This window comes from Rhizobium sp. No.120, from assembly GCF_054558365.1.
In genome coordinates this window covers 146561-165853 of the sequence record NZ_BAAJNQ010000005.1, presented here as the reverse complement: position 1 = coordinate 165853, position 19293 = coordinate 146561, and the positions used below count along the sequence as shown (strand labels likewise).

17 protein-coding genes are annotated in these 19293 nt (G+C 60.8%); 6 read left to right on the top strand and 11 right to left on the bottom strand.

The genetic code is table 11. From position 1 onward, the window contains the following. The first annotated feature begins 43 nt into the window (after positions 1 to 43). Positions 44 to 1576: a DUF1800 domain-containing protein gene (locus ACYJRZ_RS17345; RefSeq protein ID WP_459460915.1), complete on the top strand. Its 1533-nt coding sequence runs from the start codon at positions 44 to 46 to the stop codon at positions 1574 to 1576. Positions 1577 to 1578: 2 nt separating this feature from the next. Then, positions 1579 to 2799 (top strand): DUF1501 domain-containing protein, encoded by a 1221-nt coding sequence (locus ACYJRZ_RS17340; RefSeq protein ID WP_459460913.1) that lies wholly within the window; start codon positions 1579 to 1581, stop codon positions 2797 to 2799. 48 nt (positions 2800 to 2847) lie between these two features. Here ACYJRZ_RS17340 and ACYJRZ_RS17335 read toward each other — a convergent pair whose 3' ends face one another. Then, a complete protein-coding gene (locus ACYJRZ_RS17335) occupies positions 2848 to 4029 on the bottom strand; it encodes an MFS transporter (protein WP_459460911.1) in 1182 nt (393 codons plus the stop codon). Positions 4030 to 4218: 189 nt separating this feature from the next. On the opposite strand from ACYJRZ_RS17335, the gene ACYJRZ_RS17330 reads away from it, so the two are divergent. Then, on the top strand, positions 4219 to 4932 hold the full coding sequence (locus tag ACYJRZ_RS17330) for a FadR/GntR family transcriptional regulator (protein ID WP_459460909.1): 714 nt from the start codon (positions 4219 to 4221) through the stop codon (positions 4930 to 4932). Here ACYJRZ_RS17330 and aspA read toward each other — a convergent pair. Further along, positions 4904 to 6331: an aspartate ammonia-lyase gene (gene aspA, locus ACYJRZ_RS17325; RefSeq protein WP_459460907.1), complete on the bottom strand. Its 1428-nt coding sequence runs from the start codon at positions 6329 to 6331 to the stop codon at positions 4904 to 4906. The genes ACYJRZ_RS17330 and aspA overlap by 29 nt on opposite strands. A 271-nt stretch (positions 6332 to 6602) precedes the next feature. Here aspA and ACYJRZ_RS17320 point away from each other — a divergent pair, with 271 nt between their 5' ends. Then, on the top strand, positions 6603 to 8054 hold the full coding sequence (locus ACYJRZ_RS17320) for an amino acid permease (protein ID WP_459460905.1): 1452 nt from the start codon (positions 6603 to 6605) through the stop codon (positions 8052 to 8054). Further along, entirely contained in the window at positions 8051 to 9013 is a 963-nt protein-coding gene (locus ACYJRZ_RS17315) for an asparaginase domain-containing protein (RefSeq protein ID WP_459460903.1), read from the top strand. Before ACYJRZ_RS17320 ends, ACYJRZ_RS17315 begins: the two co-directional genes overlap by 4 nt. Positions 9014 to 9082: 69 nt before the next feature. On the opposite strand, the gene ACYJRZ_RS17310 is transcribed toward ACYJRZ_RS17315, so the two are convergent. Then, positions 9083 to 9328, bottom strand: a complete 246-nt coding sequence (locus tag ACYJRZ_RS17310; RefSeq protein WP_459460901.1) for an SMc00767 family acetate metabolism repressor — start codon at positions 9326 to 9328, stop codon at positions 9083 to 9085. A 26-nt stretch (positions 9329 to 9354) separates the two neighbouring features. Next, positions 9355 to 10644, bottom strand: a complete 1290-nt coding sequence (gene aceA, locus ACYJRZ_RS17305) for an isocitrate lyase (protein ID WP_459460899.1) — start codon at positions 10642 to 10644, stop codon at positions 9355 to 9357. A gap of 206 nt (positions 10645 to 10850) precedes the next feature. Here aceA and ACYJRZ_RS17300 point away from each other — a divergent pair, with 206 nt between their 5' ends. After that, positions 10851 to 12263: a helix-turn-helix domain-containing protein gene (locus tag ACYJRZ_RS17300; protein WP_459460897.1), complete on the top strand. Its 1413-nt coding sequence runs from the start codon at positions 10851 to 10853 to the stop codon at positions 12261 to 12263. Between the two features lie 168 nt (positions 12264 to 12431). Here ACYJRZ_RS17300 and ACYJRZ_RS17295 read toward each other — a convergent pair whose 3' ends face one another. The 7 genes from ACYJRZ_RS17295 to ACYJRZ_RS17265 are packed head-to-tail and all read right to left on the bottom strand — an operon-like array spanning position 12432 to position 19173. Beyond that, positions 12432 to 13376, bottom strand: a complete 945-nt coding sequence (locus tag ACYJRZ_RS17295; RefSeq protein ID WP_459460895.1) for a sugar kinase — start codon at positions 13374 to 13376, stop codon at positions 12432 to 12434. Then, the gene (locus tag ACYJRZ_RS17290; RefSeq protein WP_459460893.1) at positions 13373 to 14431 is read right to left on the bottom strand and encodes an ABC transporter ATP-binding protein; all 1059 of its coding nucleotides are present in this window, start codon (positions 14429 to 14431) and stop codon (positions 13373 to 13375) included. Before ACYJRZ_RS17290 ends, ACYJRZ_RS17295 begins: the two co-directional genes overlap by 4 nt. Before the next feature lie 33 nt (positions 14432 to 14464). Next, entirely contained in the window at positions 14465 to 15280 is an 816-nt protein-coding gene (locus ACYJRZ_RS17285; protein WP_459460891.1) for a carbohydrate ABC transporter permease, read from the bottom strand. A 1-nt stretch (position 15281) separates the two neighbouring features. Further along, on the bottom strand, positions 15282 to 16217 hold the full coding sequence (locus ACYJRZ_RS17280) for a carbohydrate ABC transporter permease (RefSeq protein ID WP_459460889.1): 936 nt from the start codon (positions 16215 to 16217) through the stop codon (positions 15282 to 15284). Beyond that, positions 16217 to 17548, bottom strand: a complete 1332-nt coding sequence (locus ACYJRZ_RS17275) for an ABC transporter substrate-binding protein (RefSeq protein WP_459460887.1) — start codon at positions 17546 to 17548, stop codon at positions 16217 to 16219. Before ACYJRZ_RS17275 ends, ACYJRZ_RS17280 begins: the two co-directional genes overlap by 1 nt. Before the next feature lie 59 nt (positions 17549 to 17607). After that, positions 17608 to 18267, bottom strand: coding sequence for a GntR family transcriptional regulator (locus ACYJRZ_RS17270; protein ID WP_459460885.1), 660 nt, complete (start codon positions 18265 to 18267; stop codon positions 17608 to 17610). A gap of 21 nt (positions 18268 to 18288) precedes the next feature. Then, positions 18289 to 19173 (bottom strand): dihydrodipicolinate synthase family protein, encoded by an 885-nt coding sequence (locus ACYJRZ_RS17265; RefSeq protein ID WP_459460883.1) that lies wholly within the window; start codon positions 19171 to 19173, stop codon positions 18289 to 18291. Positions 19174 to 19293 lie beyond the last annotated feature (120 nt).

The window sequence follows — 19293 nt, the reverse complement described above, 5'->3', positions numbered from 1 at the left end:
CCTGCGTTAAAGGAACATGTTTGAAGCAGGAGGTGGCAAGGCCATGGCCCAGCAGTCCAATGATGTTTACGCAGCGCTCGCGCTTTCCCGTTTCGGATTAGGGGCGGACCACAACGGCATCACCTCGATCGCCTCCGATCCGCGCGGTGCGTTGCTGGAAGAAATCACCGAGCGTTACGTCCCTGTTCCGGTTGGGCCGCAGCTGCAATCCACAGCCGATCTTCTTGTTTCTCTCTATGCCTTCCAGGAGCAACGAAAACAGGCCAGGCAGCAGGCGGCAGTCACGGCCGCTTCCGCCCCGCAAGACAAACCGATGCAGGGGCCGCAGCCACCGCAGAAACCTCCGGCACAGCCATCGGGCGCAGCGCCAGGCAGTCAGACCATGTCCGCGCCGCCAGACAACCAGGCCATGGCGGCTGTCATCGGCAAGGCGGTCGAGAAGCTGGAAAAACCCGCAATGCCCTACCTGCCGCAGCAGGTCCTGCTGGCGGAAGTGGATGCCCGCTTCAACGGCACCATCCGGCAGCCATTGATCGGCTTTGGCGAGCGGCTTGCCATGTTCTGGGCAAATCATTTCGCGGTTGCCGTCTCGAAGAGCGAGGAGGTGCATATCGTCGCCGGCGCCTTCGAGCGCGAAGCGATCCGACCGCACGTCTTCGGCCGTTTCGCCGATATGCTATTCGCTGTCGAGACCCATCCGGCCATGCTTGCCTATCTCGACAATCAGCAATCGATTGGACCGAATTCGAAGGCCAATGGCAATAAGAAGCGCGGCTTGAACGAGAATCTCGCCCGAGAGACGATGGAGCTCCATACACTTGGCGTCAACGGTGGCTACACGCAGGCTGACGTGACGACGCTTGCCAAGATCATAACCGGCTGGACGGTGGCACGCAACGAAGGCAAGCCTGGGACCCCCGGCACCTTCGTCTTCAATGCCGGTGCCCACGAGCCCGGCGATCAGACGCTGCTCGGCCTCACCTATGCCGACAATGGCGTGGGGCAGGGGCGGGAAGCCCTGCGCGATCTCGCCCGCCATCCGGCAACAGCACAGCATATCGCCACTAAGCTCGTCCGGCATTTCGTGGCCGATACCCCGCCGCCAGGACTTGTTCAGACCGTCGCTGCGACGTTTAGCAAGACGGATGGCGATCTTTCTGCAGTTTACCGGGCGCTTGTCGGTTCCGAGGATGCCTGGAACCCGACGCTCTCGAAAGTTCGTTCTCCGCTTGAATTCATGACTGCGCTCTTGCGGGCGACCGGCGAAACGCCGAAGCCGAATGTCATTCTCGGCGCCTTGACTGCCATGGGCCAGCCCTTATGGGCGCCGGCCGGCCCTAACGGCTTTGCCGACACGGTCGATGTCTGGGCTTCCAGCGAGGGCCTGAGCATGCGGATGGATGTCGCCAATATGATTGCGAATTCAGTGCCGTCTCAGGTCGACCCCCGTAGTTTCGTGTCCGACAGCCTGGGGCCGCTCCTTTCCAATGAGACGTTGCAGGCCGTATCGCGCGCCGAGACCCGCAAGCAGGGCTTGACGATCGCTTATCTCTCACCCGAATTTCAAAGGCGCTGACCATGACCTGCGAACTCATGACCCCCACCCGTCGTGCCGTCCTTGGCGCTTCCGGCGCCTTGTTTGCCTGGGCCTTCATCCCGCGTTTTGCCCATGCTGCCGGTGGGCGCGACCCGCGATTCATCACCATCATCCTGCGTGGCGCGCTCGATGGTCTAACGGCCGTGCCGCCGGTCGGCGACCCCGACTATCAGGCCTTGCGGCAGGCGATCGCCATGACGACGACCGGCCCGGAGGCGGCATTGCCGCTCGACAGTTTTTTTGCGCTGCATCCGTCGATGCCGAATTTCAACAGGCTCTATCGCGCAGGGCAGGCAGCCGTCGTGCATGCCAGCGCGACGCCCTATCGCGACCGGTCCCATTTCGATGGCCAGGACGTGCTGGAGTCCGGTTACGAAATGCCCGGCCGCGTCGAATCCGGATGGCTGAACCGGATGCTGGAGGGGCTGCCGAAGGGTGACAAGGTTTCACCGGGAGCTTCGGAGATCCGCGGTCTCTCGGTCGGCGCCAATGCACCACTCGTCATTCGCGGCAAGGCGCCGGTACTCGGCTGGTCGCCATCGACTCTCCAGCCGGTGAGCGACGACCTGCCACCGCGGCTGATGGATCTCTACAACCACACTGATCCGCTTTTTGCTAAAATCCTTGCTGAAGGCATTTCGACCGGCAAGATCGCCGCCGGTCTTGATGTCAAGGCCAAGGGAGGCCCCGGCGATCCGACGGGCATGGAACAGATGGCGAGAGGGGCTGCGCGCCTGTTGGCCCAAGACGATGGCCCGCGCGTTGCGGCACTGGCTTTCGAAGGATGGGATACCCATGCCGGAGAGGTCGATCGGCTGAACAAGCTGCTCGTCGGGCTGGACAATTCCTTTGCCGCCTTCCAGCAGGAGCTTGGTCCGGCCTGGAAGGATACCGCCATTCTTGTTGCGACCGAATTCGGCCGCACGGCGCAGGTCAATGGTACCCAAGGCACCGACCACGGCACTGGAACGGCCGCCTTCCTCGCCGGCGGCGCGATCAAGGGCGGCCGGGTGATTGCCGATTGGCCCGGTCTCAAGCAGGCGCAATTGCGCGATGGCCGAGATCTTGCCGCCACGACGGATCTACGCGCCGTCGTCAAGGGGATCGCGGTCGATCTGCTTGGAGCGTCACCGACCCTGTTGACGCGCGACGTCTTTCCGGGCTCCGATCATGTCCTGCCGATGAAAGGGCTGATCGCCTGACTTGCGCGCTGGCGGCCGGTGTTAAGGGCCGCTGCCTTGCAAAAGACATTACGTGAGAGCCGCATTGGGAGGCGCGGCGCCGCTGCGCCTTTCGCGCGCCGCAGAGAGGATGGCAACCACGCAGGCCAAGGCAAGCGTGATCGCGCCCAGCACCGGCAAACTGCGATAGCCATAGCCGCTTTCGAGCAGTGCAGCACCGACGCTTGCAGCGATCGCAATCCCGATATTGAATCCTGACGGAATGAGTGAGGAAGCAAGGCCTGGCGCATCGGCGGTCCACATCAGGATGCGGGCCTGGATAGGGGTGCCAATCGCAAAATTAAGCGCGCCCCAAACGAAGATCGCCACACTCATCGGCAGGGGGTAGGGGCTGACTAGATAAAGGACGACGAGTGTCGCGGATTGAATGGCGAGCATCGCGATAAGCGAGGGCATCAGCTTCCAGTCCGACAGCCTGCCGCCGATCACAACTCCCAATGTCGCTCCGACGCCATTGAGCAGAAGAACCCAGGGAATAAGCATGGCATCAAGGCCCGTCACTTCACGCAGGAGCGGTGTTATGTAGGTGAACGGCACCATTTGTCCGATCATCAGAGCGAGCATCATGATGAGGGACGTCCAGACCTGCTGGCGGCCGAGAACACGCACTTCTCCGCTCAAATGGCTGGACTGCTGAGTTTCTGCTTTCGTCTGCGGGATCAAGACCCATATCGCGACTGATGCGAGGACACCGACCAAGGTCATTGCCCAAAACGTCGTCCGCCATTCCCAAAGTCCGCCGATGGCCGCGCCAAGAGGAACGCCGACAATATTGGAGACCGTCAGGCCTGCGAGGATCACGGAGACCGCGCGTCCCCGAAACGCTTGGGGCACAAGGCCGACCGCAACCACCATGGCGATGCCGAAATAGGCGCCGTGGGCGACGGCGGTCGCAACACGGAAGAGGAGCATGGCGGCGAAGTCGGGTGCAAGCGCGCAGGCGATCTGGCCCAAGCAAAAGGCGATCGTCAGAGCGATCAGAATGGTTCGGCGCGAAACCTGTCGTGTCGCCATGGTCAGGAGCGGCCCGCCGAGTGCAATCCCCAGCGCATAACCGGAAACCAAATAGCCGGCAAAGGGGATCGAGACACCCAGACCCTGCGCCACGTCCGGAAGAATGCCCGCGATGACAAACTCGGTCGTGCCGAAAGCAAAGGCGGCCAGAAACAAAGCGAAGAGGGGTAAGGGCACGATGAGGTTCCACATAAAGGAATAGGGATTTCTTTATATCGCCCACAAAGGCGGTATCAAGTGCAAGTTGTCGCCGATGGCGTTATCAACATAAGGTCGGCTTTTCGAATTGTGTGCGCCCCGGCGAACAGGTGCCATTTCGTCAGCCGATCCTTGACAAGCGCGGAATGTTTGTGAAGTTTGGCTGTCATGAGTGAGGTGGCTGATTGGTTATCTTATACAAGTCCGATCAGTCGGAAAAACGCTGCCGAAGCAGTGTTTGATGATATTCGTTCGGCGATAACATCGGGACGGTTGGCAGTTGGGATACGGCTGCCGGCCGAGTCGCAGCTTGCGACGCGCTATGGTGTCAGCCGCCCGATCATCCGCGAAGCGCTCCGTTCGCTTCAGACACTCGGCCTCACCCAGACCCGTACCGGCAGTGGCACCTATGTCGTGACATCCACGCCAGGTCCAGAGCTCCGCTATGGCGGCTATTCCGCGCGCGACCTGATCGAGGCGCGTCCCTTCATCGAAGTTCCTGCCGCCGGCTGGGCGGCGCTGCGGCGCACGGAGCAGCAATTGGCGCGCCTGCTTGAGCTTTGCGATGAGATGGACCGAGAAGAAGACCCTTTGAAGTGGGTAACTCTGGACTCGGAATTCCATTCGATGATTGCCGAATCCTCAGGAAATGCCGTCTTTGCCAAGATCGTTTCCGACGCCCGCGACGCACTGATGCGACAATCGGAGCTGGTCAACATGATGGCGCAGCGACGCGTGGCCTCGAATGTCGAGCACCGCCGCATCGTCGAGGCGATTGCGGCGGCATCGGAGGAGGAGGCCATCGCGGCGATGGAAGCCCATCTCGGTCAGGTCAAGCGCGTGGTGACCACGATTATTGGCGAGGGGCAACAGCCTCATTGAGAGCGAGCGGCAGGTTGGCGAGCCGTTCCGGCCGTAGCGCCTCGAAGAGCTGCTCGGCGGTCAGATATCCATGATCCAGCACGATTTCCGGCACTGTGCGTCCTGTTGCCAGAGCCTCGCGGGCAACCTTGGTCGCCGCCTGATAGCCGATCAGCGGGTTCAGTGCTGTTGCAAGGCCGATCGATTCCTGCAGGCGTTGTGCCATCAGAGCCGGATTGGCGGTAATGCCATCTACGCAGCGTTCGGCAAGGATATGGCAGGCCGCGGTCAGATGCATGATGCTCTCCGATAACGAGCGCACGATGATCGGTTCGAAGGCATTGAGCTGCAGTTGGCCCCCTTCCGCCGCCATAGTCACGGTGATGTCGTTGCCGATGACGGAGAATGCCACCTGGTTGACCATTTCCGGGATCACCGGATTGACCTTGCCGGGCATGATGCTCGAGCCCGCTTGCATGGCAGGCAGCGTGATCTCGCCGATGCCGGCGCGAGGTCCGGAAGAGAGCAAGCGCAGGTCGTTGCAGGTCTTCGATAGCTTGACTGCGACGCGCTTCAGTACACCGGAGAGATGGACGAAGGCGCCGGGGTCCTGCGTTGCTTCGATGAGGTCGCTTGCGGTGACCAGCGGGCGACCCGTCAGCTGGGCGAGGTGGGCGCAGGCAAGGGCGGCATAGCCGACTGGCGCATTGAGGCCGGTACCGATAGCGGTAGCGCCGAGATTGACCTCGTGCAGGAGGGCGGCCGATTCGATCAGGCGGGATCGATCTTCCCCGAGCATGACGGCAAAGGTCCTGAATTCTTGGCCGAGCGTCATCGGCACTGCATCCTGCAGCTGCGTGCGGCCGATCTTCAGAATGCCGTCGAATTCTTTGGCCTTGCGTTCGAAAGCATCCTGCAGCGTCTCCATTGCCGCCGCCAGATTGTCGATCGCTTCGATGAGCGCGACATTGACGGCCGTCGGATAGGCGTCGTTGGTGGATTGGCTGAGATTGACGTGATCGTTCGGATGAAGGTGCGCATAGTCGCCTTTGGCATGGCCGAGCAGTTCGAGCGCGCGGTTGGCGATGACCTCATTGGCGTTCATATTGGTGGAAGTGCCGGCGCCGCCCTGAATCACGTCGACAACGAACTGGTCGTGAAGCTCGCCGGCGCGGATTTCGCGGCAGGCGCGCACGATGGCATCGAGCTTGTCTTTACTCAGAAGCCCCAACTCGTGATTGGCAAGAGCCGCGGCTTCCTTGACGAAGGCCAGGCCTCGAATGAGATGCGCATAGCGGCCGATCGGTGTTCCCGTGACCTGGAAATTCTCCACGGCTCTTGCCGTATGTACCCCCCAATAAACCTCAGCCGGAATATCCTTTTCACCCAGCAGGTCATACTCGCTTCGCGTCTTGACCACATTATCCTCCTATGGTCGAAATCAAGCTCTATCTGTCAAGCTGTATGACAGATTTTGAAATCTGTTATCCGTTAGCTTCTGCCGCGTCAATAAGCGCCGCTCGACTTGACCTGCCGCTATTTCTATGTCTAAGAGAAAATCTGTCATACAGCATTACAGCATGACCGGCGATCGCTAAGCTTGATCGCCGGCCAGATTAAGGCAGCGGCATCCGGTCGGGTGCAAAATCACCCCGGATCCGCCCATGGACAAACGGCTCGAGGGAGGAGCAATGTCAGTCGAACCTATTCAGAATATTCCGGCGGATCGCCGGCCGCCGGTCAATGAGGATCTTGGCTACCACAAGGCGTTGAAGCCACGGCAGATCCAGATGATCGCCATTGGCGGCGCGATCGGTACCGGTCTTTTCCTGGGCGCGGGAGGGCGTCTTGCGGCAGCAGGTCCGGCTCTCATCTTCGTCTACGCGCTCTGCGGCTTCTTTGCTTTTCTGGTGCTACGCGCGCTTGGCGAACTGATTATGCACCGCCCGAGCTCCGGCTCTTTCGTCTCTTACGCCCGCGAATTCTACGGTGAGAAGATGGCCTTTGCCGTCGGCTGGATGTACTGGCTGAACTGGGCCATGACATCGGTTGCCGACGTCACGGCCGTCGCCCTCTATATGAACTTCTTCAAGCATTACGTGCCATGGCTCGCGGGCATCGATCAATGGGTCTTTGCGCTGATTGCCCTGATGGTAGTGCTGGCCATGAACCTCCTGTCGGTGAAGGTCTTCGGCGAGCTCGAATTCTGGTTCAGCCTGGTCAAGGTTCTGGCGCTGGTCAGCTTCCTCGTCATCGGCATTTATTTCGTCGTTTCGGGCACGCCGATCGCCGGTCATTCGGCTGGTTTCAGCATCATCAGCGATAGCGGCGGTTTCTTCCCCAATGGCATCTTGCCGGCCTTCGTCATCATACAAGGCGTAGTCTTCGCCTACGCATCGATCGAGCTGATCGGCACGACCGCCGGCGAAACCGAAGACCCGCGCAAGGTCATGCCGGGTGCGATCCGCACGGTAGTCGCCCGTCTGCTGATCTTCTATGTCGGCTCGGTCCTTCTCCTGTCGCTGCTTCTGCCCTATACGGCCTACAAAGCAGGGGAGAGCCCCTTCGTCACCTTCTTCGGGACGATCGGCATCCAAGGCGCCGACATCATCATGAACCTTGTCGTGCTGACGGCAGTGCTGTCCTCGCTCAATGCCGGCCTCTATTCCACCGGCCGCATCCTGCATTCGATGGCTGTCTCCGGCTCGGCGCCGGCCGCGCTCGCCAAGATGAACAAGGCCGGCGTGCCCTATGTTGGCATCGCCGTGACGGCTGTCGTCACCGTCATCGGCGTGGCGCTGAACGCCGTCGTTCCGTCGGCCGCTTTCGAGATTGCCCTCAATATTTCGGCGCTCGGTATCATTTCGGCTTGGGGCGTAATCGTATTGTGCCAGTTGAAGCTCTGGAAGCTCTCCAAGCGCGGCGAAATGGCCCGCCCGGATTTCCGTATGTTCGGCGCGCCCTATACCGGTATCCTGACGCTCGTCTTCCTCTTTGCGGTGCTGGTGCTGATGGCACTCGACTATCCGGTCGGCACGTGGACGATCGCCTCGCTGATCCTGATCGCGCCGGCTCTTGTCATTGGCTGGTACCTGTTGCGGGATCGCATCTATCGGCTGGCGGCCGAGCGGGGCCAGGCGTGACAAAAGGACAACTCAATCCGCTGGTGGCCGTCATTGCCACCGGCGGCACGATCGCAAGCGAGCGCACCGATAGCGGCGCGAGCATACCGTCATTGACAGGTGAGAGCCTGCTGGCACTTCTTCCTGACATGCCTGTCGATCTCAGACCCATTGAGCTGATGGCAAAGGATTCGGCGAGCCTGACGCTCGCCGACATGCAGGAGATCAGCTGCAAGGTCGGCGAACTGCTTGCCGATAACGCCATCAACGGGATCGTCATTCTGCATGGCACGGATGCTATGGAAGAGACCGCGCTGCTCGTCCATCTGCAGCACCGCCTCAACAAGCCGGTCGTGTTCACGGGTGCGCAATTTACGGCGGATCATCCGAGCGCCGACGGCCCCGCCAACCTTGCCGCCGCCGTTGCCGCCGCTACCGATCCGGTCAATGCAGAGCGTGGCGTGCTCGTCTGCTTCGGCGGTCGGCTGCTGCCGGCTTGGGGGCTTTATAAATATTCGTCGGATGTTGCCGACGCTTTTCGGCAATCGCGGCCGCGCGAAAATCCGCCAAGTCTACGCCTTTCGGCAGTACTCGACAGCGCGCGCATCGATGTGGTGGCAATCTATCCCGGTTGTGACTCGATACATGTGGATGCGAGCCTGAGGGCTGATGCCGATGGCATTGTTCTGGCGGCTCTCGGCTCGGGCAATGCCAACGCGCGTCTGGTCGAGGCTGTCAGGCGCTGCGCTGACGTCGGCGTGCCTGTCGTGGTTTCCAGCCGGGTGCCGGATGGGTTGCTGATCTCAAGCTATGGCGGCGGTGGCGGCGGGCACGATCTCGTCGAGGCCGGCGCTATTCATTCCTCGACGCTGCGGCCGGGGCAGGCAAGAATCCTGCTGGCAGCCCTGGTTGCCTCCGCCGCAACTGCCGAGGTTATCAGGCAGGCGTTTGCGGACCTTGCGGATGACGCGACGCTCTGATCGCGAGCCATGAGAACGGGCCGGCTGTCGGATGACAGCGGCCCGAAGTCTGCTTGGAAAGTATGATCGTCAGGCGTGGTTCGCAGCCTTGGCGACGACGACGGGGATCAAGAGATCACCCCAGTTGCCGTTGCCGCCGTGATGACGCGCCGAGCGGACGAGCTCGACGGAAACGCCGGCTTCGACCGCATTCATGACCGCCTGGTTGAGGCGATGCAGCTCATTGGCCAGCATGCGGATGACCGCCTGCTGATCGGCATTCATGGTCAGAGATTGCTCCTCTGCTCTCTCGCGAACGCGTGCTATCGATGCCATGTCATTCTCCTCCTAAGATCCTGATATCACTCTGCTGCCGGTTTGAACTGCGCATGCTCGGTCGATCCGTGCATGGCCGTTGTGGATGACTGGCCGCCGGTGATTGCCAGCGAGACCGCATCGAAATAGCCGGTGCCCACTTCGCGCTGATGCTTGGTGGCGGTATAGCCATTGGCCTCGGCTGCAAATTCCGCCTGCTGTAACTCCGAATAGGCGGCCATCTGGCGAGCCTTGTAGCCGCGGGCGAGCTCGAACATGCCGAAATTCAGCTGGTGGAAGCCGGCAAGCGTGATGAACTGGAACTTGTAGCCCATGGCGCCCAGCTCGCGCTGGAACTTGGCGATCGTCGCGTCGTCCAAGTTCTTCTTCCAGTTGAAGGATGGCGAGCAATTGTAAGCCAGCAGCTTGCCGGGATGAACCCGATGCACGCCGTCGGCAAATTTGCGTGCCTGCTCCAGATCCGGCTTCGACGTCTCGCACCAGATGAGATCGCAATGCGGCGCATAGGCGACGGCGCGGGCGATGCAGGGTTCGATGCCGTTCCTGACCTGATAGAAGCCTTCGACCGTGCGGCCGGCGTCGTAGTCGACGAAGGGCTGATCGCGCTCATCGATGTCCGAGGTCAGAAGCTTGGCGGCCTCGGCATCGGTACGCGCAACCACGAGGGTCGGCACGCCCATGACGTCGGCGGCAAGCCGTGCGGCGTTGAGATTGCGGATATGGGCCGCCGTCGGAATGAGGACCTTGCCGCCGAGATGGCCGCATTTCTTCTCCGATGCCAGCTGATCCTCGAAATGGACGCCCGCAGCCCCCGCCTCGATATAGGCCTTCATGATCTCGAAAGCGTTGAGCGGCCCGCCGAAGCCCGCTTCGGCATCGGCGACGATCGGCGCAAACCATGTGTCGACGGAAAGGCCCTTGCCTTCCGCGGTCTCGATCTGGTCGGCGCGTTGCAGCGTGCGATTGATGCGCTTGGCGAGCTCCGGGCCTGCATTGGCAGGATAGAGCGATTGATCGGGATACATGGACGAGGCCGTATTGGCGTCGGCGGCAACCTGCCATCCCGAGAGATAGATCGCCTTCAGGCCGGCACGAACCATCTGCATGGCCTGATTGCCGGACAATGCGCCAAGCGCATTGACGAAATCCTCCTCATGGATGAGCTGCCAGAGGCGGTTCGCACCCATCTCGGCCAGTGAATGGCGGATGCTGACCGATCCGCGCAGCCGCTCCACATCCGCGGCCTGATAGGGGCGCTCGACACCATCGAAACGCCCGGCGGGCGCGCTCGGAACCAGTTTGTAAAAATCTGTCATGCGATTCTCCCGATACTTCTTCTCGATCCTCCGATCGATCTCGATTACATGACTATTTTTACAATACTTGCGCTGTAAGCGCGAGAAAAAGCGGAGAATCGCCTTAGATAAAAGGGTTAGGATGTGCTATCGTTGACAACAACGTTCAGTTAAGTTGTAAATCGTGTAAATATCTTCCTTCGGAAAATTTGTAAAAGGTATGACAGATGGTTGAGCGCAAGATCTTTGCCGGCCCGAAGGTTCGGCGCATCCGCATGGGCCTCGGTCTGACGCAGACGACGATGGCGCAGGCGCTCGATATTTCGCCGTCCTATCTCAATCTCATCGAGCGCAATCAGCGGCCGCTGACCGTACAACTGCTGTTGAAACTGTCGGCGGTCTATAAGGTCGACCTCGACGAACTGCATGGCGGTGAGGCCGGCAGTGCAGGGCAATTGCGTGAAGTTTTTGCCGATCCACTGCTGTCAGGCGAGATCCCTGGCGACCAGGAGCTGATCGAGCTCGCCGATGCCGCGCCGAACGCAGCAAACGGCATGATCCGGCTCTATCGCGCTTATCGCGAGCAGGCCGCAAGACTGTCCGATCTCGTCGAGCTTCTGGGCCGCGAGGGCCGGGTTGCCGAGGTCGCCGGACCGCGCCTGCCGCTCGACGAGGTTCACGATCGCCTGCAGTCGCGTCCGAATTTCTTTGCCCGCATCGAAGATGCTGCGGAGACCTTCCATGAACGCCTGGCGTCCGGCGACGACCTGGCGGGCGCATTGAAGGCATGGCTAAAGGCCGAGCATGGCATCGCGGTGCGCCTGTTGCCAGTGCACGCCATGCCCGGCTTGCGTCGGCGCTATGACCGGCATTCCATGCGGCTTTTCCTGTCGGAGCGTCTTTCGCCCTTCGATCAGACCCGGGAGATTGCGACAGAAGTCTCTCTTTTGGCCCTGCGCGAGGAGATCGCCGCCGAGCTGAGTTCCCTCACGCTTTCGACGCCCGAGGCCAATCGCATCGCCCGTTTCGAGCTGGCGCGCTACGCGTCTCATGCGCTTCTGCTGCCCTATGGCGCCTATCTCGCGGCAGCGCAGCGACTGCATTATGATATCGAAGCCCTCGGCGCTCGCTTCGGCGTCTCTTATGAGCAGGCCGCCACGCGGCTGACCAGCCTGCAGCGTCCGGGTGCATCCGGCATCCCGTTTTTCCTGATGGAGATCGATAATGCCGGTCATCGCCTGCGCAAGGCGGGCGCCCAAGGTTTTCCGCAGGCGCGTTTCGGCGGCGCCTGTCCGAAGCTCAATATCCATGCCGCTTTCACTCAGCCCGGCCAGATATTGGTGGACGCTACCCAAATGCCTGACGGGGCGGGCTTTCTGACCATATCGCGAACGATCGAGGGGCCGCGGGCCGACTTCGGCGAAAGGGTGCGCCGCACAGCACTTCTGATCGGCTGCGATATCGCCCATCGTGACGAGGTGGCCTATGGCAAGGCGCTGGGTACAAATCAGATCGCAATCGGCCCCGCCTGCCGCCTATGCGAACGGCAAGGCTGTCTGGCGAGAGCCGAGCCTCCGGTCACGCGCCCGCTTGGTCTCGATGAAATGGCCGCTGGTCTGAGTGTGTTCGATTTTCAGTGACTGCATTGATTATCACTGATTAAAAGAAGGCGGGAACGCCGCCATGACACGTGGAGAACAAAGCCTCATCGGGAATGAGAATCGGCAGATCTTTCAGGAAGATGCGAGCGATCGCCAAGCGCCGCTTTTCGCGCCTGAAAGCCTGATGCCCCGCTCGCGTCCCAGCTTTCAACGCGAATGGGATCGGCAGATGACCTCGACCCGCGTCGGCGCCCCGGAGCGCCCGCCAAACGACTCGCACTTGATGGCGGCGGCGACAGAAGAAAAGCGGATTGCGGCTGCCGGCGCCATACCTTCGGCGATTGCGAGGGCGAAGGCGCCGTGAAAAATGTCGCCGGCGGCAAGCGTGTCGATGGCCTTGACGGAAATGGTCGGACAATGCGCGACGGTATTGTTATGCCCGTCAAACCAGCAGCTGCCGGCCGCTCCTGCGGTCACGCAGATGAAGGCATGAGCGAACCGCTGTTTCAGAAGCTGCGTCATCTCGGATACATCGCTTGTGCCCGTCAGGCGCTGCGCGGCCGGTTCGGAGAAAACGATATGGGTCGCTTCCGGCGCCAGTTGTTCGATGATGCCGTCAGGAGCCACGTCGCCGTCGAGAATGGCCGGCTTGCCCATCGCGCTGGCAGCTTTGAGAACCTGCAGTGCCAGCGCCGGCCAGCGCACGTCGACCAAGACGGCATCGAATGCAGCGATATCCTCGGCCGTGAACTCCTTCACCGTATGATGCAGTTTCGCATCATAGAAGGGGACGATCAGCCTTTCGCCGTCATCGTCCACTAGGATGGTCGAGACGGCAGAACGGGCGCCGTCCACACGCAGCATGCCGTCCACATGGATGCCATCGCTTTTGAGATCGCGAACGATCCGATCGCCGATTTCGTCCTGGCCAACGGCACCCCATAGGCTTGCCGCGCCACCGAGCTGTGAGATGGCATAGGCAGCGCTGGAGGCCATGCCTTCCGCGATCTGCAGCATGTCGTAAGGCAAAACCTTTCCCTGACCTTGGGGAAGGGTGCGGACGCGAAAGAGCGTATCGAGAACGGCAGCGCCGACACAAAGGACGTGCTTGGCCCTACCGGCCGGTGGATCGAAAATTGAAGGAGCGTTCAAAGCCGCTTTCCGCTTGCCTTGTCAAAAAGATGGATGCTGGCCGGGTCTATCGCGATTTCGATCTTGTCGCCGAAGCGGATGTTCAGCCGCTCGCGGAACAGGCAGGAGATTTCCTCGCCACCGCAATCGAGCTTGGCATAGATCTCAGATCCCGTGCCTTCGACAATGCCGACCCGGGCCGACAAGCCGCTTGTCGCGGCGCGGATATGTTCGGGTCGGATGCCGCAGACAAGTGGGCGTCCACCGTGCTCGTCGATCGGAAAGCCTTCCGGCAGGGGCAGGATGAGGCCCTTGTCGCTGCGGGAGACGCCTTCCTCTATCCTGCCGTCGATGAAGTTCATCGACGGTGAGCCGATGAAGCCGGCGACGAAGAGATTGGCCGGCCGGTCGTAGAGATCGAGCGGCGCGCCGACCTGCTCGATAAGACCGCCGTGCAGCACGACAATCTTGTCGGCCATGGTCATCGCCTCGACCTGGTCATGGGTCACGTAGATCGTCGTCGTGCCGACGCGCTGATGCATGGACTTGATCTCGCCGCGCATTTGCACGCGCAACTTTGCATCGAGATTGGAGAGCGGCTCATCGAATAGGAAGACCTGAGGATCGCGCACCAGTGCGCGGCCCATGGCGACGCGCTGGCGCTGGCCGCCGGAAAGCTGACGAGGCAGGCGATCCAGCAGATTTTCCAGGCCGAGGATGGCGGCAGCCTTCTGCACCTTGGCGGCGATTTCCGAAGCGTTTGCCTTTTTCAGCTTCAGCGCAAAACCCATGTTTTCGGCGACCGTCATATGCGGATAGAGCGCGTAGTTCTGGAAGACCATCGCGATATCTCGGTCGCGCGCCGGCAGATGGCTGACCTCGCGCCGGCCGATGTGAATCTCACCATCGCTCACCTCTTCGAGCCCGGCGATCATGCGCAGCAGGGTGGACTTGCCGCAGCCCGAGGGACCGACAAGGACGACGAATTCGCCATCGGCGATGTCGACGCTGATATCGTGAATGACCTTCACTTGGCCGTAGCGCTTCTGGATGCTCTGTATATTGACGGGTGCCATGAATGTGATCCTATCCAAAAGATAAAGGCTGCGTCACTTGACGGCGCCGGCCGTCAGACCGGCGATGATCTGCCGTTGCGCGAACATCGTCAGCACGAGAACGGGCAGCGTCACGATCAGGGCGGCAGCAGCAAGCGGTCCCCAACTGACCTGCTCGAAGGAGAGCATGTTGTAGACGGCGACGGGGAGCGTGCGGGTCTCGCGGCTGGCAAGCACGATGCCGAAGACGAAATTGTTCCACGAGAAGATCACCGACAGAATGAAGGCAACGACGATGCCGGGCCGGGCGATGGGCAGGGCGACGAGCCGGAAAACCTGCCAGGGCGTCGCGCCATCGATGCTTGCGGCCTCTTCCAGTTCCATCGGAGTCGTCTCGAAATAGCCAATCATGATCCAGACGACGATCGGCACGGTGACGACGAGATGGATGATGATCTGTGGCCAGAGCGTTCCCAAAAGATTGAGCCATTGGAACAGCAGGAATAACGGGATGAGGAAGGAAAGACCGGGTGTCATGCGGGCAATCATGATGACGACGGCGGATTTCTCGGCCTTCAACCGCGCGATACCGTAGCCGGCCGGCACGCCGATGACGAGTGCGAGGAGGGTAGCTGCCCCCGTCACGAGAATGGAGTTCCAGAAATAGAGGAAGAAGTTGTTTTCCTGGAAGACATTGACGTAGTTCGTCCAGGCGAAACGATCCGGAATAAGGATCGGCGGATAGGCGCCGTTGTCGATTTCGTATTTCAGCGACAGCGAGATCATCCAGAGGAAGAACAGAATAACGGGCGAGACGATGACCAAGGCCACGAAGAACAGGCCGATACGGTTGAGTGTCGAACGCTTCATCTCAATGTCCCTCCGCGTCGGTCCATTTCGTCCGCTGTCGCATCATCAGGAGCATGAAGGAAAGCGCGACGATGAGGATGAAGAACACCACTGCCATGGCTGAGCCATAGCCGATGTCGTAATAGGAAAAGGCTGTGTTGTAGAGATAGATGTTGATCGTTTCGGATGCCGTTCCCGGGCCGCCTTGCGTCATCGCATAGATGATGTCGAAGCTCTTGATCGCATCGATGCCGCGAATGATGACGGCGATCATCAGGAAGGGCGAGATCATCGGCAGCGTCAGATAGCGGAACTTCTGCCAGGCATTGGCGCCGTCGATTTCGGCGCTTTCATAGGGTTCGCGCGGCACCGAGGCGAGACCGCCGAGCACGATCAGCATGACCAGCGGCGTCCATTGCCACACCTCGACGAGCACGAGCGAGGGGATGACGCTCGCCTGATTGTAGATCCACTCCTGCGGCCCGATGCCCACAAGCGATAGCAGGTAGTTGAGGACCCCGAGTTGCGGATGGAACATCATGGTCCAGACGAGCGCGACGGCAACAGGCGTCGCCATCATCGGCATGACGAAGATGCCGCGCAGGAACCCGCGCAGAGGAAAGTTCGCATCGAAGATCAGCGCCGCCAGCGTTCCGAAGATCAAAGGGCCGACGACGGAGAGCACGGTGTAAAGAACCGTGTGCCATAGCGATTCCCAGAAGCGCATGTCGGTCGCCAGCCGGACATAATTGTCCCAGCCGACGAAACTCTGCGATTGACCAAGCGTCCATTTGTTCACGCTCATCCAGAGGGTGAAGACCCATGGGAAGACGATGACAGCGGCAATGACGATCAATGCGGGAATGACGAAGGGCCAGTAGTTGGGAGCAAGCCGTTGCGGCTTGCTCCTTCCTTTGGTTGCCTTGGCGGCAGTATCTTCAATGCTCACGGAGGCCATTATCCCTCGCTTCGTGCCAGAACCGGCTCGAACTGGGCGGTTGCCGTTTTCAGTTCGGCTGCAGGATCTGCGCCGCCGATCATGTTCGTCAGCGCGACACCATAAATGTCGCGGAACTCGGTGACCGGGATGATGACGGGCAGTGCCAGCTGGGAGACCTTGGCGGAGCCCGCGACGGCATCGAGCCAGGCACCCGGCATCTTCACGCCCTCGCGCACCTTCTGATCCTCCAGGATGGACTGGCGGAAGGGAACGCCTGCGCCGGCCTGCAAGAGACGCGCGCCCATGTCGTGCGAGATCGCCCATTGGCAGAAGAGATAGGCGGCTTCCTTTTTCTGGCTGGCAGCCGTCACGCCGATGCCGTCGCCGGTCGTCGCAGCTGCCTGCGCATTCGGTTCTTTCGGCATGACGCCGTAGCCGACCTGACCGACAACGCGGGATTTCTCCGGATTTTCGATCGGCGGCGCGAAGCCGACGCCATCGACCCACATACCGATCTTGCCCTGCAGGAAGGCCGATTGCGCTTCGGCCCAGTTGAAGCCGGAAACGCCGGGAGGTGCGGATTTCGTCATCAGGCGCTGATAGAGCTTGGCGGCGTCGACGGCGCCCTGCGATTCCGTCTGCAGCTTGCCGTCAGCCGAAAGCGGCGTCGTGCCATAGCCGAGCATGAAGGTCGTCCACACCGGCGCGTTGGCATTCTTCAGGCCGCGGGCGACGAAGCCATAGGTGTTGGTCGATTTATCCGTCAGCGCCTCGGCGGCTTTCGCCATATCTTCGAAGGTTTCTGGATAGGCGAGGCCCTTCTTCTCGAACAGGGCCTTGTTCCAGTAGACGATCCAGTAGTCGACCGAGAAGGGCAGGGAGCGCATGACGCCTGCGGAATCCTTCGCGAACTTCAGCCCGGCCTCGGCGAAGTCGCTTTCTGTCAGCGAGGGATCGGTGAGCGACGGGTCCTTCATGAAGCCGCTGATATCGGCGAGCCAGCCGCCTTTTTCGAACTGGCGCTTCTGGACGTGGTAACTCAGATGCACGACATCGAAGCTAGGCTTACCGGAGCTGAGCTCGATCGTGGTCTTCTGGCGCTGCTGCTGTTCGGGCGTCGCCTCGGCATTGACCTTGATGCCGGTCAGCGCCTCGAACTCACTCAGATATTTGAGGATCGTTTCGCTGCGCGGGCTCTTGACCAGATTGACCTCGAGCGTCGTGCCAGCAAAGCGCTTCCAGTCGACGGCTGCCGAAGCGGTGCGGACACCAAGAAGGCTTGCTGCGCCGAGTGCGGCGGTGCCGGCCATGAAGCCGCGACGTGTCGGGTTGAAAAATGACGATGACATTGCGTTCCTCCTCCTTTGGCCGAAAATCTCCTCATTCGCGGCCTGTTATTCAAAGCTGTTTACATCTTCAACGCGCGATCCCGGGCTCCGCCGATATGGGCTACCAGCGCGGTAACCGCCTCATCGGCCGATCGTCGCTCGATTGCTTCAAGCACTTTCAGATGCTCTTCCATGACTGGGCCGACATGCCCATTGATGCGAAACCTGTCCTGGCTGATCAGCCGCATCTTGATCGAATTGACCCGATAGGCATTCGAGATGATGGTATTGCCGAGCGCATCGATGAAGGCATCGTGCATGCCCCAATCCACCGATTGCGCGTGAAGCTCGAGCTCCTGCGAGCTGTCGCCGGAGCGGATCGCATCCGCGATATCGCGATGGTCTTTCAAAAGCTTGGCAATCGTCTCATCTGACGCCGAATAGGTGAACAGCGCGACGGCTTCCTTTTCCAGAAAAAGACGGAGCTGGAACGCTTCACGGATCAGGTCCAGGTCGATATGAGCGATCTGCAGCCCGCGCTGGGGCACCGTCTTGATCAGCCCTTCGGCTTCCAGGCGCGGGATCAGTTCGCGGATCGCGCCGAGCGTCAATCCCGTCAGCTCGACCAGCCGCCGCTGCGAGATGAATTGCCCGGGGCGAACATCGCGCGCCAAGAGATGGCGCGTGAAGCTCTCATAAGCTTTCTCTCTCAACGTCGTCTGTTCGCCTGGTCCATCCATCGGCAGCTCCGGGCTGTTCGGTTAAGCCGCCTTGGCGCGAAACAGTGCGCCGAAGGCAGCAAAGAGCGTGTCGGAATCCTGGCTGTTCAATGCCACGAGCGGCGGGCGCACGGCAAGCCAGCTATCGTTCTCAGTCAAACGGGCGAGAATGGCCTTGATCGAGGGGATGACCGGATAGTTCAGCAGTTGCCCGACGAAGCGCTCGACATTGGCGTCGTCGATGCCTTTTTCCGCCATGGCTTGCACCTCGCGCGGAAGGAGATTTGCCATGCCGGAGATTGCCCCCTGTCCGCCGAGCCGGACGCCGCGGGCCAGATGCCGCTCGTCGCCGATCAGAATGATGAGATCGCCATGCGTCTTCAGCAGTTCCTCGGTATAGGGCCAATCACCGGAGGAGTCCTTGACGCCGACAACGACATCCGGAAATGCGGCGCGCAGGCGGCCAACGAGGGAAATGGAGAGCGGTACCATCGTGACCGACGGAATATTGTAGACGATCACGTCGCGGGCATGGGTGCCCAGCATGGTGAAAACGGCCGAAAACCATTTGAAGAGGCCATCGTCGCTGACGTTCTTGAAGTAGGAGGGCGGGGCAAGAAGAATATTGCGGACGCCCTGCGCCAGCGCCTGCCCAGCCTGCGCCGCGGCGTCCTCGGCGGCATCGACGAGCACGCCCATGACGATCTGCTCAGGTGTGACGCCGGCGGCAATCATGGCGGCCAGAACCTGTTTGCGCTCCTGCATGCCGATCGAAGCGCCTTCGCCCGTGGTGCCGAACAGGGTGACGCTTTTGCAGCCATTGGCAAGGCAATGCTTCGCCTGCTCGATCACTCCCGGGATCGCAATCTCGCCATCCGCATCGAAGGGTGTTGCCAGGGCGGCCGACAGGCCAAAATTCTCACTCATCCGATCCTCCCGATCTTATGAGATCAGTGCATAGCATGCTGACATGTTAGTTGTAAAGCGAAGTTTGTATCAGTTATGCATATGTGATTTACGCGGCTTGAGGGTTAGCAGGAATAGGCA